This is a genomic window from Ureibacillus manganicus DSM 26584 (assembly GCF_000772945.1).
In the GTDB taxonomy this organism is placed as follows: domain Bacteria; phylum Bacillota; class Bacilli; order Bacillales_A; family Planococcaceae; genus Ureibacillus; species Ureibacillus manganicus.
In genome coordinates this window covers 1-18,367 of sequence record NZ_JPVN01000041.1, presented here as the reverse complement: position 1 = coordinate 18,367, position 18,367 = coordinate 1, and the positions used below count along the sequence as shown (strand labels likewise).

The 18,367-nt window shown below is 31.9% G+C and carries 17 protein-coding genes and 1 tRNA gene; 12 read left to right on the top strand and 6 right to left on the bottom strand.

Annotation, left to right across the window (positions count from 1 at the left end):
• Positions 1 to 73: 73 nt before the first annotated feature.
• From CD29_RS18490 to CD29_RS18485, 3 genes are all read left to right on the top strand, one after another.
• Positions 74 to 154, top strand: a tRNA-Leu gene (locus CD29_RS18490).
• A gap of 153 nt (positions 155 to 307) precedes the next feature.
• Positions 308 to 454, top strand: a complete 147-nt coding sequence (locus CD29_RS20545) for a hypothetical protein (RefSeq protein WP_169716205.1) — start codon at positions 308 to 310, stop codon at positions 452 to 454.
• A 219-nt stretch (positions 455 to 673) separates the two neighbouring features.
• Positions 674 to 1,147, top strand: a complete 474-nt coding sequence (locus CD29_RS18485) for a hypothetical protein (RefSeq protein ID WP_052124253.1) — start codon at positions 674 to 676, stop codon at positions 1,145 to 1,147.
• Positions 1,148 to 1,308: 161 nt separating this feature from the next.
• Here CD29_RS18485 and CD29_RS19815 read toward each other — a convergent pair whose 3' ends face one another.
• Entirely contained in the window at positions 1,309 to 2,715 is a 1,407-nt protein-coding gene (locus CD29_RS19815; protein WP_052124252.1) for an HNH endonuclease, read from the bottom strand.
• Positions 2,716 to 3,102: 387 nt separating this feature from the next.
• Here CD29_RS19815 and CD29_RS18475 point away from each other — a divergent pair, with 387 nt between their 5' ends.
• Entirely contained in the window at positions 3,103 to 3,654 is a 552-nt protein-coding gene (locus CD29_RS18475) for a hypothetical protein (RefSeq protein ID WP_036190238.1), read from the top strand.
• Positions 3,655 to 3,878: 224 nt separating this feature from the next.
• Here CD29_RS18475 and CD29_RS18470 read toward each other — a convergent pair whose 3' ends face one another.
• Positions 3,879 to 4,451 carry a hypothetical protein gene (locus CD29_RS18470; protein ID WP_036190235.1) on the bottom strand — a complete coding sequence of 191 codons (573 nt, stop codon included), beginning with the start codon at positions 4,449 to 4,451 and terminating at the stop codon, positions 3,879 to 3,881.
• Positions 4,452 to 4,862: 411 nt separating this feature from the next.
• On the opposite strand from CD29_RS18470, the gene CD29_RS18465 reads away from it, so the two are divergent.
• The 4 genes from CD29_RS18465 (at position 4,863) to CD29_RS18450 (ending at position 9,163) form a co-directional block, all read left to right on the top strand.
• The gene (locus CD29_RS18465) at positions 4,863 to 5,231 is read left to right on the top strand and encodes an ArsR/SmtB family transcription factor (protein ID WP_036190233.1); all 369 of its coding nucleotides are present in this window, start codon (positions 4,863 to 4,865) and stop codon (positions 5,229 to 5,231) included.
• Positions 5,224 to 7,353, top strand: coding sequence for a heavy metal translocating P-type ATPase (locus CD29_RS18460; RefSeq protein WP_036190230.1), 2,130 nt, complete (start codon positions 5,224 to 5,226; stop codon positions 7,351 to 7,353). The genes CD29_RS18465 and CD29_RS18460 overlap by 8 nt, the downstream gene beginning before the upstream one ends.
• 100 nt (positions 7,354 to 7,453) lie before the next feature.
• The gene (locus tag CD29_RS18455) at positions 7,454 to 8,503 is read left to right on the top strand and encodes a flavin-containing monooxygenase (RefSeq protein ID WP_036190228.1); all 1,050 of its coding nucleotides are present in this window, start codon (positions 7,454 to 7,456) and stop codon (positions 8,501 to 8,503) included.
• A 45-nt stretch (positions 8,504 to 8,548) separates the two neighbouring features.
• The gene (locus CD29_RS18450; RefSeq protein WP_036190221.1) at positions 8,549 to 9,163 is read left to right on the top strand and encodes a copper resistance CopC family protein; all 615 of its coding nucleotides are present in this window, start codon (positions 8,549 to 8,551) and stop codon (positions 9,161 to 9,163) included.
• Here the strand turns inward: CD29_RS18450 and CD29_RS18445 are convergent.
• Both CD29_RS18445 and CD29_RS18440 read right to left on the bottom strand, forming a co-directional pair.
• Positions 9,153 to 9,575, bottom strand: a complete 423-nt coding sequence (locus CD29_RS18445) for a hypothetical protein (RefSeq protein ID WP_036190208.1) — start codon at positions 9,573 to 9,575, stop codon at positions 9,153 to 9,155. The genes CD29_RS18450 and CD29_RS18445 overlap by 11 nt on opposite strands.
• A 390-nt stretch (positions 9,576 to 9,965) precedes the next feature.
• Positions 9,966 to 10,166, bottom strand: coding sequence for a hypothetical protein (locus CD29_RS18440; protein ID WP_036190206.1), 201 nt, complete (start codon positions 10,164 to 10,166; stop codon positions 9,966 to 9,968).
• A 250-nt stretch (positions 10,167 to 10,416) separates the two neighbouring features.
• Here CD29_RS18440 and CD29_RS18435 point away from each other — a divergent pair, with 250 nt between their 5' ends.
• Entirely contained in the window at positions 10,417 to 10,836 is a 420-nt protein-coding gene (locus CD29_RS18435; protein WP_036190204.1) for a hypothetical protein, read from the top strand.
• Between the two features lie 91 nt (positions 10,837 to 10,927).
• Here CD29_RS18435 and CD29_RS18430 read toward each other — a convergent pair whose 3' ends face one another.
• Positions 10,928 to 11,152 (bottom strand): hypothetical protein, encoded by a 225-nt coding sequence (locus tag CD29_RS18430; RefSeq protein ID WP_036190202.1) that lies wholly within the window; start codon positions 11,150 to 11,152, stop codon positions 10,928 to 10,930.
• A gap of 489 nt (positions 11,153 to 11,641) precedes the next feature.
• Here CD29_RS18430 and CD29_RS18425 point away from each other — a divergent pair, with 489 nt between their 5' ends.
• The 3 genes from CD29_RS18425 to CD29_RS20370 all read left to right on the top strand — a co-directional run bounded on the left by CD29_RS18425 (position 11,642) and on the right by CD29_RS20370 (position 15,099).
• The gene (locus CD29_RS18425) at positions 11,642 to 13,321 is read left to right on the top strand and encodes a DNA primase family protein (RefSeq protein WP_036190199.1); all 1,680 of its coding nucleotides are present in this window, start codon (positions 11,642 to 11,644) and stop codon (positions 13,319 to 13,321) included.
• Between the two features lie 758 nt (positions 13,322 to 14,079).
• Positions 14,080 to 14,736 (top strand): hypothetical protein, encoded by a 657-nt coding sequence (locus tag CD29_RS18420; RefSeq protein WP_036190197.1) that lies wholly within the window; start codon positions 14,080 to 14,082, stop codon positions 14,734 to 14,736.
• A gap of 198 nt (positions 14,737 to 14,934) precedes the next feature.
• Positions 14,935 to 15,099, top strand: a complete 165-nt coding sequence (locus tag CD29_RS20370; protein ID WP_156111901.1) for a hypothetical protein — start codon at positions 14,935 to 14,937, stop codon at positions 15,097 to 15,099.
• Positions 15,100 to 15,703: 604 nt separating this feature from the next.
• On the opposite strand, the gene CD29_RS18410 is transcribed toward CD29_RS20370, so the two are convergent.
• Positions 15,704 to 16,585 carry a hypothetical protein gene (locus CD29_RS18410; RefSeq protein ID WP_036190193.1) on the bottom strand — a complete coding sequence of 294 codons (882 nt, stop codon included), beginning with the start codon at positions 16,583 to 16,585 and terminating at the stop codon, positions 15,704 to 15,706.
• Between the last annotated feature and the right edge of the window lie 1,782 nt (positions 16,586 to 18,367).

The following is an 18,367-nucleotide window of genomic DNA, read 5'->3' as shown; positions in this document are numbered from 1 at the left end:
CCGGTTCAAATCCGGTAGCCGCCTCCAATGTTCTTAATCGGTTAAACCGATTTTTTTTATCTTTTTTTATTTTGCCGAAGTGGTGGAATGGCAGACACGTCGCACTCAAAATGCGATGCCGCGAGGCGTGTGGGTTCGAGTCCCACCTTCGGTATCATCGTCACCTACACAAATAGATAAACTTATTATAAGAATAACTATTAGTAAGGTATATGAAAGAAGGTAGAGATTAATTTCTCTACCTTCTTTTTTTGATTTAAAAGGCAAAAAGAAAAGGAGGCATAAAAGACTAACGGGTTCGGAACAAGTGGAGAAAATAGCAAATAACAATGGTTTTGGAAGTGCAATTAGCAAACTAATTCGCACTTCTTTTTTTGCTGTTGTATCAATGTTTAATCCTTTAAGTGGTGTCTTTAATATCTCAATTCGCAACATAATTAACAAGACCGCATAAATTTATGTGGTCTTGTTAAAGTCGATGTCAAAACTGGTGTTAAATGATCGCATAAATCAAACGAAATTCTTTCTTTTGAAAGGGAGATGGAAAATTTATGCTAAAATAAATTTATAGATTGTGAAATTATGTACTCAAACTAACGGGGCAGTTTTGTTGAATAAGAAATAACAAGAGTAATGAGCATTTACTTTAAAATAAGATTAAACGGAGGTTTATATGCGAAAAATTTATCTAGATAGAACGGCATTCTCTGGAGCCATATTTGTTAATTTAGAAGATACTGAGATTATATCAGCGGGAACAACCATTAATTCAATGGGGGTTCATAATAGAAATGAAGAGTATCAAACATACGCTAACGATTATGATATTCAATTTATCTTTGACGATGATATTCCACATTTAGAGTTTTTTACGGTTCCACATGTAGATATTATGGCAGAAGATAGTAAAGGAGGATTTGTCGGAATTGTTTATCAACAGTGTGACACGGAAAGTGACGCACCAATTTGTTATATCAATAGGGATTTAGAGTGCTTTATAATTTCTGAAAACGTAGAAGATTTTCTGAGTAATATAGGAACATGGCAAGACAACATGAAACCCTATGATAAAATTACCGTTTATCGTTCGAAAGCAGAAGCAGAAACTGAACTAGAATTTATCGATTTGTCTGATATTCTTCCATGATTATAAATTTTTATTGAACTAACGAGGGCTTTAGTTGAGTACCAGGATACAAAAATTATATTAAAAAAGACTTAGTTTCTTAATGAACTAAGTCTTTTGATTGGGTAAATTATTGCCAATTTTGTCTGCCTTAGGGAAAAATAACTTTATCTATTACTTTGTTATTTCAACAATTCATTAATTAAAAATATATTAGAGTATGCATACCTTAAACTATGTTCGTCTATTGTGTGTTTTAAAGTAATCTCTTGCTGGTTTAAAGTGTTATTAACATCTACATGCAGGATAGATTTAGAATCTTCTGGATCGATAGTTAATACTCCCAAATCAAATAAGGTATGATGATTTGGACAAACGACAACCATATTGTACGTTTCGTCTGGTCCATTATGATTGTTGCCAAGTGGTCGAATGTGGTGAACTTCACAATATTTTAGTGAATCGATTAACGTAATTTGTTCATTGCAGATTTGACATTTATAGTCATACAATTCCTTTAGTTCATGGACTTTTTTTTTATCTCGGTCACGTACTAATTTTTCTAATAAGGTGGTTGGGGGGACAGGTTCATCTTCTGGTTCTTTTGAATTGATAACATAAACAGGCTTATTTAACTCTGATTTAAAGGTTTCATTATGATAGTGGTGAATCGCTTCAACAACAAAGTTTTCTTCAATCCCGAATAATTCGATAATTTCATTTAGTGATGTCCCTTTACTTTGAATTAAACTATGAAAAACGACATTGTATCGAAGATGATCAATTGTTATCGGTTCTTCCCCGTTTTGCATACAAATATATTTTAAAACATAATTTATAATTTGATGTTTCCCGTAAGGTTTTTTGTCATCTACTCTATCATCAAAATCAAATCGTGAAAAACTTTCTAGCTCAGCGATAAAATCATCTTCTTGTCCAGATTTCGTTATTTCTACTGCATTTCTTACTTTGATATATTCAACTAAAATATCTTTAATTTTGCCATCAATATAAATGTTATGGTTTTCTTTATAATAATGAGGCACTCTACATTTTCCATCTATAAATTGGACATCATTTACACTTAAAACCTTTTTAGATTTCGTTTTGCTAGATGGATTGATGAAACCACCAGGATAGCCTGTTGCGATTGTTAAACCAATTGCTGCTTTTGCCATTAGAGAAATGTTTTCATTATGCAAATGCTCATAATATGAATCATCAAGAAATTTACTTAGCATAAAATTTTTACTTAAAAAGCTTGTTTGTTTTTTCTTCGTATTACCTTTTAATTCAACAGGCAGTTCTCGCTTTTCGATTGGAAAACGAATTCTCTCAGAGCCAATCACTTTTTTTACTTTATCATAATAGAAATTATACAAGTTCCGTATTGCTTCATATTTTTGGTTAGTTTTATTTCCGCCAACATTTAAAATGAAATTCTTTGTTTTATTCGAAGTTAAACCGATTTCAGCGTCAGAGTCTGAACCCATATATTCCATATAGTTCTTTATTATGCTCGTATAATTTCGAACTGTACTTTCGCTATCCTGTTGTTTATAAAGTTGGAACAACTCGTTAAAATTCATCCTCATTTCACCCCTATTGATTTTAATTGCTAATAAAACAGTTTTGAAATATTTGGATATACTTACAGTTTACAGTTTATTACAACGCTCTACAATATGAAAATGAGAAGTTTTCATTCCAACATACATAACATCTAATAGCCTATTTATATATTTTTACTTATAGTTGATTAGATAAAATAGATAAAGTATATCGATGGGAATTTTTGAAGAAAAAGAAACAATCAAGAAGAAATTATAATAGAGGGCTTTTCTATGCAGGGGCGATTTATCACTATTGTTGCTAAATATTCTTTTGATCTAAAGAAGGCGTTTCTTTAAGAAGGTGAAATGCCTTTTCTTATTGAAGTAAAGGAGCAGGTTACTTAAAGAAGGAGGATTTTTTAAGTGCGAAAATGGATAATCTTGATCATCATTCTTATTTTAGGGGGAATAATATATTCCAACTGGCTTTCGAACAAAGAGTCTGAAGCTCTTAAATATATATTAAATACTAGCCTCGATATAGATTCAATTACTGTCAAAGATGGCAAAACGAAAGAAGAATTATTATCATTTTCAAATTCAGATCCTGCTTTTTCAGAATTGGCAAATTTTTATAGTCGCTATTACGTCCTAGAAGGTGAAAACAAAAATATTTTGACTGGGGAACCAATCGCTGAAATTGAATATTATGTAGAAAAGGAATTAAAATACACTGTGAGTATTTATCAACTGAAAGAACGACTCATAGTTAAACCACCAGTTACGAGTTTAGATGTTTACCAATATGCTCCAGTAGAAAAAAATAGCCCTTTTGTCTTTTCAATTAAAGAATACAATATGCTTTTTGGTGTTAATGAAGGAATGAAAGAGTTAATGTATTTATTAAGTTCAAGAATAAACCTTGAACAAAACAATATAGTTTATAATCTTTTAAGGAAATCTAATTATTTTTGAAGTTTGTAATTTACTTCACTTAAACTACCATGTAAGAACGATACTTTCTTACATTTACTGTGGTGAAGCATGACTTCATGGATAGCTAACGGGGTGCTTTAATTGAGTAAGAGTGTTCGTCATTGACGGTTTTTTATGTAAGAAACTAACCAAATTCATACAGTCAAAAAGAAACAAAAAAAACACCCCATATGAAAGGTGTATTGGCACACTTTGTTATTCAATTAAAGACTTTCGTTAGTTGGGTTATTCATTTCCACCTCCAGCTTTTGGTGATATTCATACTGTACTTCTCCATATAGTTTATCCAAGAAAATAGTCGCTCCTTCAATAGTTTGCACGACACTTTTTCCTTGTATATAACGTTTGTAATTTTTTATATTCCATTTATCCTCTTTCCTTTTATCAATTAATCCCTCAGCGTTTAACCAAATTATATTGCTAGAATAATCTTCAACATATAGCACACTTCCTTCAAGAAATGGTTTTCCTTCTGTCGGTCGAATAAGTTTCATAAAAGTCATTTCATGTTTCAGAGAATTATATGCGTGTTTTAGACCTAAAAGATACTGCCCACCTGTTTCCTTCTTTCTTTTATTTTTATACGACGATTGGTGATTTCTATTTTTGCAGTGCCACTCATCAGCAGTATTCAACCAAAATAATACTTCACTTGATGCTACGGTAATTGAAAGACTATTTCTTTCGTTACTTATCATCACTTCATTAAATCTTTTTACAGATTTTCTAAGACCATAATTAATATAATTTAGCCTCCAACGTTTTATATCGTCCACTTTAAACCCTCCTTTTTATTCCAAAGCCCTTTCAGTAACTCCCATATAACCTTTCATATTAACCTCTACTCATGTTTAACATTCATCTGTTCAACCAATATTGCTGTCTCCTGCTTTGTCGGTTCAATAACAACAGCATATCACTTTTCTATGTAAATTTTTATGTAAAATCATATATTCATTGAAGACAAAAAATATCCTTGTTTAACTAACGGAGGCGTTTCTTAAGGAGAAATTGTCTTTCTTATTTAAGTAAGGAGCAGTTTAATTGAATAAGAATATACAGTTGGAATTGGGATATCCCAATTCTTTTTTTATTTTTTTTGTATCATTCAAATAAATGTTTGAATAATAAATGGAAAGAGGTATAATATATTCAAATGAGTATTTGAATGAAAAGGAGGGATATTAATGAGTAAGAATGATTCGTGTGAAATTTATTGTTATGATGAAGAAAAAGTCAATCGAATACAAGGTGAATTAGAGAAAGAGGATATAGGTAGTGTTGCCCAACTGTTTAAAGCATTTGCAGATGAAAATAGAGCAAAAATTTCCTATGCTTTATGCCAAGATGATGAGTTATGTGTATGTGATGTTGCCAATATCATTGGTTCTTCTGTGGCAACGGCTTCTCATCACCTACGAACACTTCATAAACAAGGGATCGTGAAGTATCGAAAAGAAGGAAAATTAGCGTTTTATTCCCTAGATGATGAACATATCAAACAGTTAATTATTATTGCGTTAGCACATCAGAAAGAGGTGAAAGCAAATGTCTGAGAAACAAGTGAAACTATCGGAAGAAGAAATGAAAGCCTATCGTGTGCAAGGATTTACTTGTACGAACTGTGCAGCCATTTTTGAAAATAACGTGAAAGGATTGCCAGGGGTCGAGGATGCAAAAGTAAATTTTGGAGCCTCTAAAGTGTACGTCAAAGGAAATGCAACGATTGAGGAATTAGAGAAGGCTGGATCTTTTGAGAACTTAAAGATTCGGGATGAAAAAGAACAAAAGGTTGAACGCGAACCATTTTGGAAGCAAAAAGAGAATATTAAGGTCTATATTTCAGCCGTTTTGCTTGTGATTAGTTGGTTTTTAGGGGAGCAATACGGAGAAGGACATATTCTTCCGACAATCGGTTATGCAGCCTCCATTTTAATTGGTGGCTATTCGCTATTCATTAAAGGGCTTAAAAATTTAAGCAGATTAAATTTTGATATGAATACGCTCATGACCATCGCCATCATAGGAGCAGCCATCATTGGTGAATGGGGCGAAGGGGCAACCGTTGTTATTTTATTTGCGATCAGTGAAGCATTAGAGCGTTATTCAATGGATAAGGCTCGTCAATCCATTGAATCATTGATGGATATCGCTCCAAAAGAAGCATTAATTCGCCGTGGAAATGAAGAAATGATGATTCATGTTGACGACATTCAAGTTAACGACATTATGATCGTAAAACCTGGTCAAAAATTAGCAATGGACGGAATCGTTATCAAAGGAACGTCCACATTAAATCAGGCAGCAATTACGGGGGAAAGCGTTCCTGTAACAAAAACAGTTGATGATGAAGTGTTCGCTGGAACACTAAATGAAGAAGGATTGCTCGAAGTTAAGGTAACAAAACGAGTAGAAGATACAACATTATCAAAAATCATTCATTTAGTGGAAGAAGCACAGGCAGAACGAGCACCTTCTCAAGCGTTTGTTGATAAATTTGCAAAATACTACACACCAGCCATTGTAATTTTGGCGTCTTTAATTGCGGTCGTCCCTCCATTATTCGGGGGAGATTGGAGCCAGTGGATCTATCAAGGGTTAGCAGTATTAGTCGTTGGTTGTCCTTGTGCATTAGTTGTTTCAACGCCTGTTGCCGTTGTTACTGCAATCGGAAATGCAGCAAAAAATGGTGTCTTAATTAAAGGTGGTATCCATCTAGAAGAAGCAGGACACTTAAAAGCGATTGCGTTTGATAAAACTGGAACATTAACAAAAGGTATTCCTGCTGTAACCGATGTTGTGACATATGGCGGAAATGAAAATGAATTAATGATCATAACGGCAGCGATTGAAAAAGGATCGCAACATCCACTTGCTTCTGCCATTATCAGAAAAGCAGAAGAAAATGGATTGAATATTAATGGTATATCGGTTGAAGACTTCCAATCGATTACAGGTAAAGGTGTAAAAGCGAAAGTAAATGACCTAATGTATTATGTCGGAAGTCCAAATCTGTTTGAAGAATTGCACAAAACGATTGAAAGCAACATCAAAGAAAATATTACACGTATGCAAACAGAAGGAAAAACTGTCATGGTGTTAGGGACCGAGAAAGAAATACTTTCATTGATCGCCGTAGCAGATGAAATGAGAGAAACATCAAAAGAAGTTATTAATAAATTGAATCATATTGGAATCCAGACAGTAATGCTGACAGGTGATAACGAGAGAACCGCAAAAGCAATCGGAAAACAAGTCGGTGTTTCAGATATTCAAGCAGATTTACTTCCAGAAGATAAATTAAACTTTATTAAAAAACTTCGTGAAAAACATCAAAGTGTCGCAATGGTCGGGGATGGTGTAAACGATGCACCAGCACTTGCAGCGGCTTCAGTTGGGGTTGCAATGGGTGGTGCAGGTACAGATACGGCACTCGAAACAGCTGATATAGCGTTAATGTCAGATGATTTAAGTAAGTTACCTTACACTATTAAATTAAGTCGCAAGGCTCTAATCATCATTAAACAAAATATTACCTTTTCTTTAGCGATTAAATTATTAGCATTGGTATTAGTGATGCCTGGATGGCTTACATTGTGGATAGCGATCTTCGCAGATATGGGAGCAACGTTACTTGTAACACTAAATAGTTTGCGATTACTAAGAGTAAAAGAATAAGTTTAGATTTAAAAGGGATAGGATAAATTATCCCTCTTAAATCTTTAATTAACATCAAAGAATTCTCAACATGTCTAATATAAATTAAGGAGCTAAATTTATGTATGACACGATTGTAATTGGAGCTGGACAAGCAGGTCTGTCTGTCGGTTACTATTTAAAACAACAAAATCGAAACTTTATAATTTTAGACAGAGGAAAAGAAGTAGGCGAGAGTTGGAACAACCGATATGACTCTCTAGTTCTATTCACTCCAAGAATGTATGACGCTTTACCAGGACTACCACTCAAAGGAGAGGCTCACGGTTTCCCGACAAAGAATGAAATAGTTCGTTACTTAAAGGAATATGCAACTGAATTTAAACTACCTATTCAGTTACAAACTGAAGTAATCAAGGTACAACATAAGCAGGGTATATTTTACATAGAAACGAATCAAGGTGTAATACATTCGAAAAATCTTATTTCAGCAACTGGAGCATTTCAAACTCCTAGAATACCAGCATTTTCGAAGGAATTATCCAAGGATATTAACCAGCTTCATTCCTCTCAATATAAAAACCCGAGTCAGTTAATAGAAGGTAACGTTCTTGTTGTTGGTGGAGGAAATAGCGGAGCTCAAATTGCAGTAGAATTATCAAAAGAAAAGGAAACGTATTTAGCGATTAGTAAAAAGTTATCCTTTTTACCTTTAGTGTTATTTAAAAAAAGCATGTATTGGTGGTTCAATCAATTCGGAATATTAAAAGCGAGTACAAATTCCTTTCTAGGGAGAGTAATTCAAAAAAAGGGAGATCCTATATTTGGCTATGAATTGAAAGATGCAATTGATAGAAAAAAAGTCTTCGTAATACCAAGAGTAATGAATATTATACAAAACGAAATAACCTTTAAAGATTCAACTACCCTAAAGGTTGATAACATTATATGGGCTACTGGATTTGATTTAATTTTTCCTTGGTTAGAGATAAAAGAAGCATTAAATGATAGAGGTAAAGTAATTCATAATCGTGGTATTTCAAATGTGAAGGGATTATACTTTATTGGCTTACCTTGGCAGCACCGTCGTGGATCGTCAATCCTGCAAGGTGTAGGATTCGATGCTGAATATATTGTTAAGCATCTTAAAGAAAAAAGACATTTAGAATAATAGAAATGGACTGAAGATTGGTTCTTAAATGAAAGGAAGAATTTGATGATTAAAATAAAAAAATCTATATTCATGTCGTTCATCGCAATTATGGTATTTAGTTTGATCCCATTAAGTTTGGTTAGTGCCCATTCTGTTTTAGAAAATTCAACACCCACAGAGGGCGAACAACTGAATGATTCTATTAACAGAATCGAGCTTTCGTTTAATACGAAAATTGAAAACGGGAGTTCGCTTACACTAGTAAATAACACGGGAGATGAATTGAAACCTTCTTCCAATGAAATAAATGATAAAGTACTTGTAGCGATATTCGAAGAATCGCTTGAACCAAGTACATATCAAGTACATTGGAAAGTGGTTGGAGCAGACGGACATCTTATTGAAAATCAATATTCTTTTACAATCACAGAACCTGAAATGACAGAAGGCAGGAATCAGACTTCTCAATCTGAAGAAGAACAAACCAATAGTACAACAGAAAATGAAACCCCACCAACCGATGTAGGAAAAGATGATGTTGAAAATAATCAATATACAGAAAATCAAAACCAACAATCCAGTATTGAAAATGAGCAGTCTTCTTTAGGAATGACCATCATTATAATCCTGATTATTGCAGGCATAGGGATAGTAGCTTGGATGTTGTTTAGTAAATAACCTTTAGTTCTTCAGTTTGAAGAATTGGATATGGTTCGATGTTGTAATCCGATAAATCGACATCAACTTTGGAGTAATCCACAGATTCTATAGAAGAATGGCGAATTTGCAACATAGTTCGTTTCTTTACCATTTCCTTTGTTTTGAAATAAAACCAAACACCAAATAGCATTAATCCTATACCAATTGGCACAGCAATCAACAATAATAAGTAATCAATAGATACTATATCTGGAATATCTATATTTGTATGAAACACATAATTTATTAAGGGGAAAAGCAAATTCATCCACCATTCTTTAGGAAAACCAGCTATCGCTATTACTGAACCCGTTCCAATCAACAATAAAGCGATTTTCCGTTCATGCCACCCCTTAAACAGTTTTTTAATATTTAGGATTATTTTATCCAATACACAAAACCCTCTCTCCTCAAATATCAACAGTATAATTTTACCATATTAATAGATTTAATTTTCAATATTATCAACTTTTATTTATCCCTGAGAGAGAAGTATATATATGAAAAATTATCAAATTTAAATTAGAGGAAAGAATCTGGCAATAACTAACGGGGGCGTTGATCAAGCAGGATTAATGCAGTGCCGAAATGTATGTATAATGCTAACCGTTGAGAATTGATTTTGTAATTCATTCACTATCATACTATCACCTCCTCCTAATTTTAGAATAGAGAAGTTTTAAAAAACAATATAGTTATTCTATAAACTAAGTGTAAAGGGAAGTATTGACAAAACAAAGAGAGAACAAACCTAACTTATAGGCTTACTCTCTCTTTTTTTTTATAATTGTTCGATGTTTTCTTTAAGTAAGGATCTAAATCTTTTCATTTTCTTTCCTGCTACCGCTGCAAGGCTCATTGGAGTGTGGCCATATGTGTTTCTAAGAATATTCATAGCCATAGTTCTCTCACGCCTATTTCCTAACTCAACAACTTCTTGTAGAGTCCAAAGAACGATTTTCATAGTTAATTCTTTTTTCATAATCAGCCCCTTTCATTTCCTGTGTGTATACTTGCTAACTTGAGTAATTGTTAGCCGGGCTGTCTTTTGTAAATTGCTTAATACTATAAAGTTATTAACTCATATGAAAAAACCTTTATTAATAATTATAGGTCTTTTTGCTTATTTTTAAGTAAAGAGAAGAAAAGATTGGAAGATGATGTGGATGCACGTTAAGTTTTCAGTAGATTATCAAAAAAATTAAAAAATAGTTTAAAAGGAGTTTGACAGAATGTTAAAATTTGACGAAGAAGCAATTTATCGAGCGAGAACAGAAGATAGGGATTTTTTCAATAGTGAGTTGAGAATAGAAGTAAAGGAGGAGGGTACTGGTATCTATGACGATATGCACGATCTAATAATATACACAGACTGTTTTATAGACTTTAAAAATATTCAATCAATTGTGTTTTGTAATAACTTTATACCCTGTGTAGATCAAAAAAGGGGATTTTTTAAAGCACATGATGGATTGTATCAAATTCGGTTGACGGAGCAATTCATTGTTGGAAAGCAGCATGTGGTCTTTCTAAAATTCACTTTTTTAATGGATTCTAAAATGTATAAATTAATGAAAGATGACAATATGAAAAAGAGAAAAGAAATGTTAGAAAGAAAAGCAACAGAAACAGGAAATGAAAAAGACGAGTAGGAGAACTCCTGCCCGTCTTTTTCTGTTTTAAATACTATTATTAATCTGTCTTTGTATCATTTCTTCTTACAAATAGTATTTTTTTAAAAGATTATTTATTTAAAATTTGTAAAATTTCTTCGATTGTCTGATTAACCCCGTTTGTACTTAATGGGTAAGTTGTATAGAATTTTTTAACAGGTTGTTCTCCACTTCGTTCTCCAATATAACTTGAACTTACTGTATCCCAGCTTCCATCAGACCAAACAACGATCTGACCTCCACCACCTTGTTTTAATAACTTTCTTAATTTAGTAACCTCTTTAATTTTTAACATAACAATCAAATCTCCTTTCAATTCAACCCTTTGTAGTGCTGTAATTATTATGTATTTAGTCTATCTATGTATTATTTTAAAACTCTTAATTTATTTACACAACGCTTTTTATATGATACCATTTATAGTTTTCTGTAATTTTGTAAGAATACTTTTTAAGTCAGTGTCAATTTTATTCTTGATTATGAATAAGTAAATTCAGTTACAAACATTCAATTTAGTTAAGAAGAAATATCTTCATAACAACACCTCCTACTTAATAAATTAGAGAAATAGGGGGCGAGTTCAGCTTTCTAATGAAAAATATTTTTAAAAAATAAAAAAGGGATTTTCTATCTGTTGTTTAAATTGATATTTGTACGAATGAAAGCACGAACGGATTTCACATACACCGTTCTAAAATGTTCATATTTTATGGAGGAAATACATCAGCAACATTACATTATAATCCTTTCCCCATAGCCGTTTGGCAGAAAGGGAGGGATACATATGAACGAATTATTAAGAAAGTTTTCAGTAGAAAAACAAGAAATTATTAAGGGTGCTATTAGTAACTTTAAATCAGGTGTTACTAATACAGTGGGACTCCAAGCAAGTTTGCTTGGAGTAATCGAAGCAGAAGATATCATAAGAGTTCTTCAACTCGTAAGTATGACAGAGGAAGAGTTAGCCATAGAAGGAGGAAAAGATTATCTTTTCGAACCGAAAAAGAAAGAGGTAGCAGAAAGGGAAAGAAAACTTGCTGAGTTCTTTACAGAAAAAGGGGACAATGCAAAAGGTGAGCCAATCTTAAAACCTAAATTCATTAAAGAAATACATACATACAATGAGCAGGACGAAATAGTTAAGACAACAAGAAGACTAAATAAAAATATGTTTACTAAATACTTAGTTGTTAAGTATCCGATGTGTGATGTTTTTAAAATGAAATACTTCTATGAAGATGGGGTTTACATTGAGAAGGCATACAATGAAATAAAAATTATAATCCAAGAAGAACTAGATCTACTAGGTGATGATTTAGTTGGAACAAATACTATAAAAGATATTGCTGAATTGTGGACAAATACTCGGTCAGTTAGTGCAATGGCAAAGGACTTAAATAAAAACCCTTACCTTGTCAATTTTAAGAACGGTATATTAGATTTAAAAACTATGAAGTTACTTCCTCATACTATGGAGTTAAAAACTACAATCCAAATCAATGCAAACTTTGATAAAAATGCAAAATCTAAATACTTTAATGACTTCTACAACTTTACTTTCCCAGACAAAGGAGTTCAAAAATTAGTTTGGCAAATACTAGGTTATAGTATGTCTCTATTCTTTACACAGAAGAAAAGATTTTTTATCTTCTTCGGAGATAAAGATGTTGGTAAATCAACTTTCTTTAACACAACAATTAATGCTCTGCTTCCAGAATCAGCACGGCTACACAGAGAGTTGAAAGAATTTACACAAGATAAATACGCAACTGCTGATCTATTTGGAAAAGTTGTCAATATAAACTCTGAATTATCTTCAGAAACAGTGTCAAATATAGAGTTATTAAAACAATTAGCAGGTAAAGATGGAATTACTGCTCAAAGAAAATTTGGACAACCATTTTCTTTTGTACCAATTGCAAAGTACATTTTTGCTGCCAACACATTGCCAACAATAAGTACACAAGATGCGTCATCTGCATTCTATGAGCGTGTAATCTTAGTTCCGTTTACTAAAAAAGTAAAATTCAAAGACCGTTCATTAGAAGATAATATTAAAAATAATGATTTAAATTATGTTGCAACAATGGCCTTTACTGCATTACACGAAATGATAAATAATAACTTTGAATTTGATATTCCTGAAAATATCAATGAAATCTTACAAGAATATGAGGAAGAAAACAACAGTGTTATCTCATTCGTTCAAAAATGCTGTATTCTTGAAGAAAAAGGATATGTTCATAAAGACGAATTTATGAAATTCTATATTGCCTATTGCGAACAAGAACTTGAACAATCTTCTAAATCATTAAAACAAGTTAAACGAATTTTAGAAATGCAATTTGATATTAATACTGAACATCGTGTCCGGAATATACGCGGATATCTAAAAGGTATTACATTAAACACACAAGAAATACAACACTTTTCATTCTTTGACAACGTAAATAGAACAAAATGACTTTAGTTAAATAACCAACAAGAAAGGGATCGGGTGTACAACTCAGTCCCTTTCTTGTTGGCTAAAATGCCACTTCGCTATTAATTAGTGTGGTAAATCCACACTTAAAAACAAAGAAAACAGCTAATTATTGGCAGATATTTTTATACTAAAACTTAAGAAATCTTTACTTATCAAGGGGTTGTGTTATTTCAAAAGCCAATTCTGCCAAAATGCCACATCTTGTAACCTATAAATATATATTATTTATTGTAAATAATAGTTTATTCTTAGTGGCAAAATGGCAAAAAATATTAAGAATGTATTAATATCAATCGTTTAAGGTGTTTTTTTCAATGCCAGCTTTTTTTCCTTGTGCCACTTTTATATAGTTTTACAGCAGATAATGCCAATGCTTTATACTAAAATGCCATCTTAATGTTGAGTTTTAAACAAAAGGAGACACAAGTACATTAACTTGTCTCTCCTTTTTGTTAGCGTCACACACACTTTTTTAATGTTCATAAAGGAAGTTTGATCATATGTCAATAAGTTTCTACTGTATTGAGTAGATAACTATATTATAACTAATCCTATCTGAATAATCAAATTTATAGGGTGGTAACTTTTAACTTTAAAACAAAGGATTCTTATTGCAAGTAATTAACTGTAAAGTATAAATATTTTTCACGGGCTGACATAACCCGTTTAGTTCACACACATATATAGTTGTTAAAAATCAGCCGCGCTAAGAAAACAATACAAGGAGTTTGATCTATATGTTTAAAAAGTCATTAAAATATGAAGAATTAAATGGAGGACAATTAGAGTTGATTTGGAGACAGTTAGAGGAAGGTATTAACAGTATTGAGGTTAAGATAATGAGTGGTACTGGGTATCCATTTAAAAAGGCCGATGATGTTATAAGAGTTCTGAATGAAAAACTAGGTGTTAACAATTGGAAAGCAAAAGTTGTTAGTGAAAAATTAACTAATACAAGTGTTGTTATCCGCTCTGAACTATATATTTTCGAGCAAAAGGTTTCAGAAGGCTATGGAAATTCTGATTTCGTAAAAGGTCAAGAATCAGGAGATTTGTTCAAATCAGCATATAAAGATAGTATAAAAAATGCTTGTGGAATCATGGGGTTAGATGTAGTTCCAAAAAAGAGAAGTCATTCAGCAGCAGACAGTAGACAAGTAATACAGGAGTCTTACAATCCTTCTTTCCAACAACAAAACACGCAACAGCAATATAATTTACAACAACAGATTTACTCGCAACAGGTTCAATATCCAGATACTTTGGAATTTGTAGATGCATACTGTCAAGATACAGGAAAGCAACTAAGTGGTAAAACGGCTAATTTTTCAATGAAGTTTTATGGCAAGTTGTTATCACAAGAAGTACAAAAAAATCACCAAAGAATCAAATAACAAATGTGAGAAAGGGGAAGAGTAGAGATATTCTTCCTTTTCCTCTTTCTCAAAAAACGAGAAAAATATGAATGAAAACAAGGGTTTGCATTGTCAATGTCTAACTCTAGTGTAGGATAGGTAGTTACGGATTACTAACCCTAATTGCTTCTCCTTTAAGAGAAAATACTAGGTAAGAAGGTAGGTGAGAATATGAGAGTGACTGAAATAGTATTCGAAAAAAAGAAAACTCTTCCTGAAGAACTGAGAGAACTAGTCGAAGAATTGGAGGAAGAGAGAAAAACTATAACAGATCTTGAGTTAGAAGTTGTGTATGCAAGTTTTGCATATCGTTTAAAAAGTATTCTGGGGGATTTTGATTGAAGAATAGTGACTTTTTGTTTTTAAGAGTTATTGGATTAATTTCAGTGGTTTGTATGGTGTTTGTCGTGGTTTATGGAATTAATTTAATAATTAGTATGACAAGCAATAAGTGGGAGTTGGCTGCGTATCTAAGTCTCTTTATTGGCTCTCTATTTATTGTTGTCTATAAGGCTCATAGGTGAGTATGAAAGGTCTTGTAGAGAGTTACTGCTATGGTTTTAAATGTTAGAGCAATTGATGTTATTGTGATTATTACAAAACACGGCAATTATTAGAAGGTATGGTTAATTTGGCGCTTACTTTACAAGGACGGTTGCTTAATAAAAATAAATTTGATGTCAAAATGTTTCAAATTAGATTTATTGCATGTGATACTGAATTAGAATAACTTGTTGAATTCATTTTTAATTATATAAAAGGAGGTGCCCTCAATAACTTGTGGGACACCTCCTTTTATTTGGTTAATTTTAATACTAATCTAATAATTACTAATAGTTAAAAACGATATAAAGACTAAATGACTTATTTATCTTTCAAAAAATTTCAACGATCGTATTTTATAGGTAGTGGTGTAAATACTCATCTTTCTCTGAAATAGAGAAACTCAAAAATCATTATTTTCAACAAACCAATAAATATAACTTTCGATGTCTCCAACATCCAAATATCCACAAAGGTCGTGAGTAGTATCAAATAAATCGTGATAATCTAAATACTTATTTTTTACTGCTTCATTTGGCATTGGTATATTTAATTGAAAGTAGTCTATTATATCAGCCACTTTTATGTAATTCCCCATTATAGGGGCTGATGTCATTTCACCTTGTAATATAAGCACTTCTGTAGGCGTAGTGGTTTGAGACCTAAATTTATTTGTGGAATTACAATAATATGCTTCCAATTTTCTAATTTCCCTACAAAAAAGTGTAAAGGCTTGTTCTTCATCCTGCAATTCCTCAGCAAGGTCAAATAAATAACTTATGATACGACCTATACCTTCCGAAACTCCAAGTGTTTCGTCATCAAGTGACACTGTAAAATAACGACCAGAAAGTTCCCAATCAATTTTACATTTAAAATCAATATCTTCATATGTATATACAAAATTATATGACCGGTATTTGCTCTTATATAAATTTTCTTGTAGAAAATTCTTTAAGTCGGTTTCTTTTCTATGTAATAAATGTTCATGAACGTCTAAACCACATAAAGCATGATTAATCAAATAACAAATGTTGTAGAGTACATTATCGATATTATCTTGGTTTATATACTCAAGTTCATCCTTTGTAAGTACTAACGAGACATCATCGTTATTCCTACTAAATTCAGTATCATTTCCAATGATCCATGTACCGTCTAACCAAAATCTAACTTCTTCTGTAGTCTTCGAAAGCAGGACTTTTTTTAGTCCTTTAATTTCCGTCAGTATACAAAGCCAGTTATTACTATATTTTTCCTCGAAATTTCTCTTTTCTTTTTTCATATGAATCAACCTCCTTAAGGTATGTGGGTTGATTATAGATAGTATTATGATGAATTGTTATGGTTGTAATTGTAATACCCAACACCCTATTTATAATACAAATTACATATTGAATCAAATTTATAGAGTAATATTTTTAAAAGAAAGCCGATATTTTTTTGAGAAAACTTATTAATGACAAGCAATAAGTGGGAGTTGGCTGCGTATCTAAGTCTCTTTATTGGCTCTCTATTTATTGTTGTCTATAAGGCTCATAGGTGAGTATGTAAGGTCTTGTAGAGAGTTACTGCTACGGCTTTAATGTTAGAGCAAGCAACAAGGCTACTTAAAAAATTAAGTCTATACAATTGTTGAAACAAAGGAAGATTGGGTACAACTCTAATCTGAAGCAGGTTGAATTAAATTGATATACACTAAGAGAGTTTAAGTCAAATTAGTGGAGATTATGTTTCATTATTAATGTTTATTATTAAAACATTATTATTAATAACAAATATAACCGTTAATAATGACACGTAATCAATAATAATTGAAGGAAGTTGAAATTATGGAAGGGGTTATCTTATCAGTAATTGGCTTAATCTTGCTCTCTATCTTCAGTATTTTCCCTTTCAAAGAGGACGAAAAGTGAAGAGTTATAGAAATTGAAAGACCTTTCTGTTAACTATTTAGAGAAAAAGGTAGATGAATTATAGAGGAAGTTAACAATAAGATTGCTGATAAGTTGGATAAAAATAAAAGGAATAATTAAATACATAAGAAAAAGTGGTTATTTATTTCAATAAATTACTGAAGAAAATGGCTACTACTAATAAGGAACTATAGAAAGAAGAAAAAATAATAAAATAGAATAAAATAGAATAAATTCGATTAAGGTCTTCTTTTAATGTTTTTAGTGGGTAAATCGTCTAAAATAAGACTACTTCGTACTAAATCAAGAAAAAGCAATAATACATACTGAAACATTTGATTCTGCTAATTAGGTTTATATGTGCATAAAAAAGAGGTATCCCTTATTGTTACCCGTTCAGTTGACTGGTACAAACACAAATTAATAACACAAATAGACAGTTAATTATTATATGAAGTGTCGGTTCCACCCCGACCTAAGTGACTTTTTATGGCCTTTTAAAATAAACCGCTTAAAGCACATAATATTCACTTCTCTAGAAATTAAAATTCATCTTTACTACTGTCTCCCATTAATATAATCTTTATTTTACATAGGTGAACCGTATCACAAATAGTGGTAAAACAAAAAGTAGAAATTGTTATTAATAAAGAATGGCTAGAAAAGATATAGAAAAAAAGACAGGGTAACCTATCTTTTTTTATGTGAGAATACAACATTAAAATCAAGTTAAAACAGTACCTATGTGTAGTTCTGTGATTAGCATTTTTAGGACTTTCTATAATATTGGAAATAAATGGTGTAATTTATTTTGTTGCAGATCTTAAAAGGTGGAGTTATCTAAAATTCCAGCAGATGTAAGGCTTTAAAAGAATCAACTGGAAGTAGTACATGGGGTTTGCTCAGTATCAGTACATTTTATTTGTATTCGATAAAAGGTTAGAAATGGTTAATAAAGAGGCTAGGGACCCAATGTTTTTGTAAGCGAAATATAAACGCTATTTTGAGTGAGTTTATTAAAGTTGAAGATGCCATTTGTGAGTATTTAAAACTAGTTGAAAATTAATCCTATTCATTTGAACAAAGACGAGGAGTGAAATCCTTGTCTTTTTTATGTGTGCCAGGCATGGCAACTATCTAGGTGGTGGAAG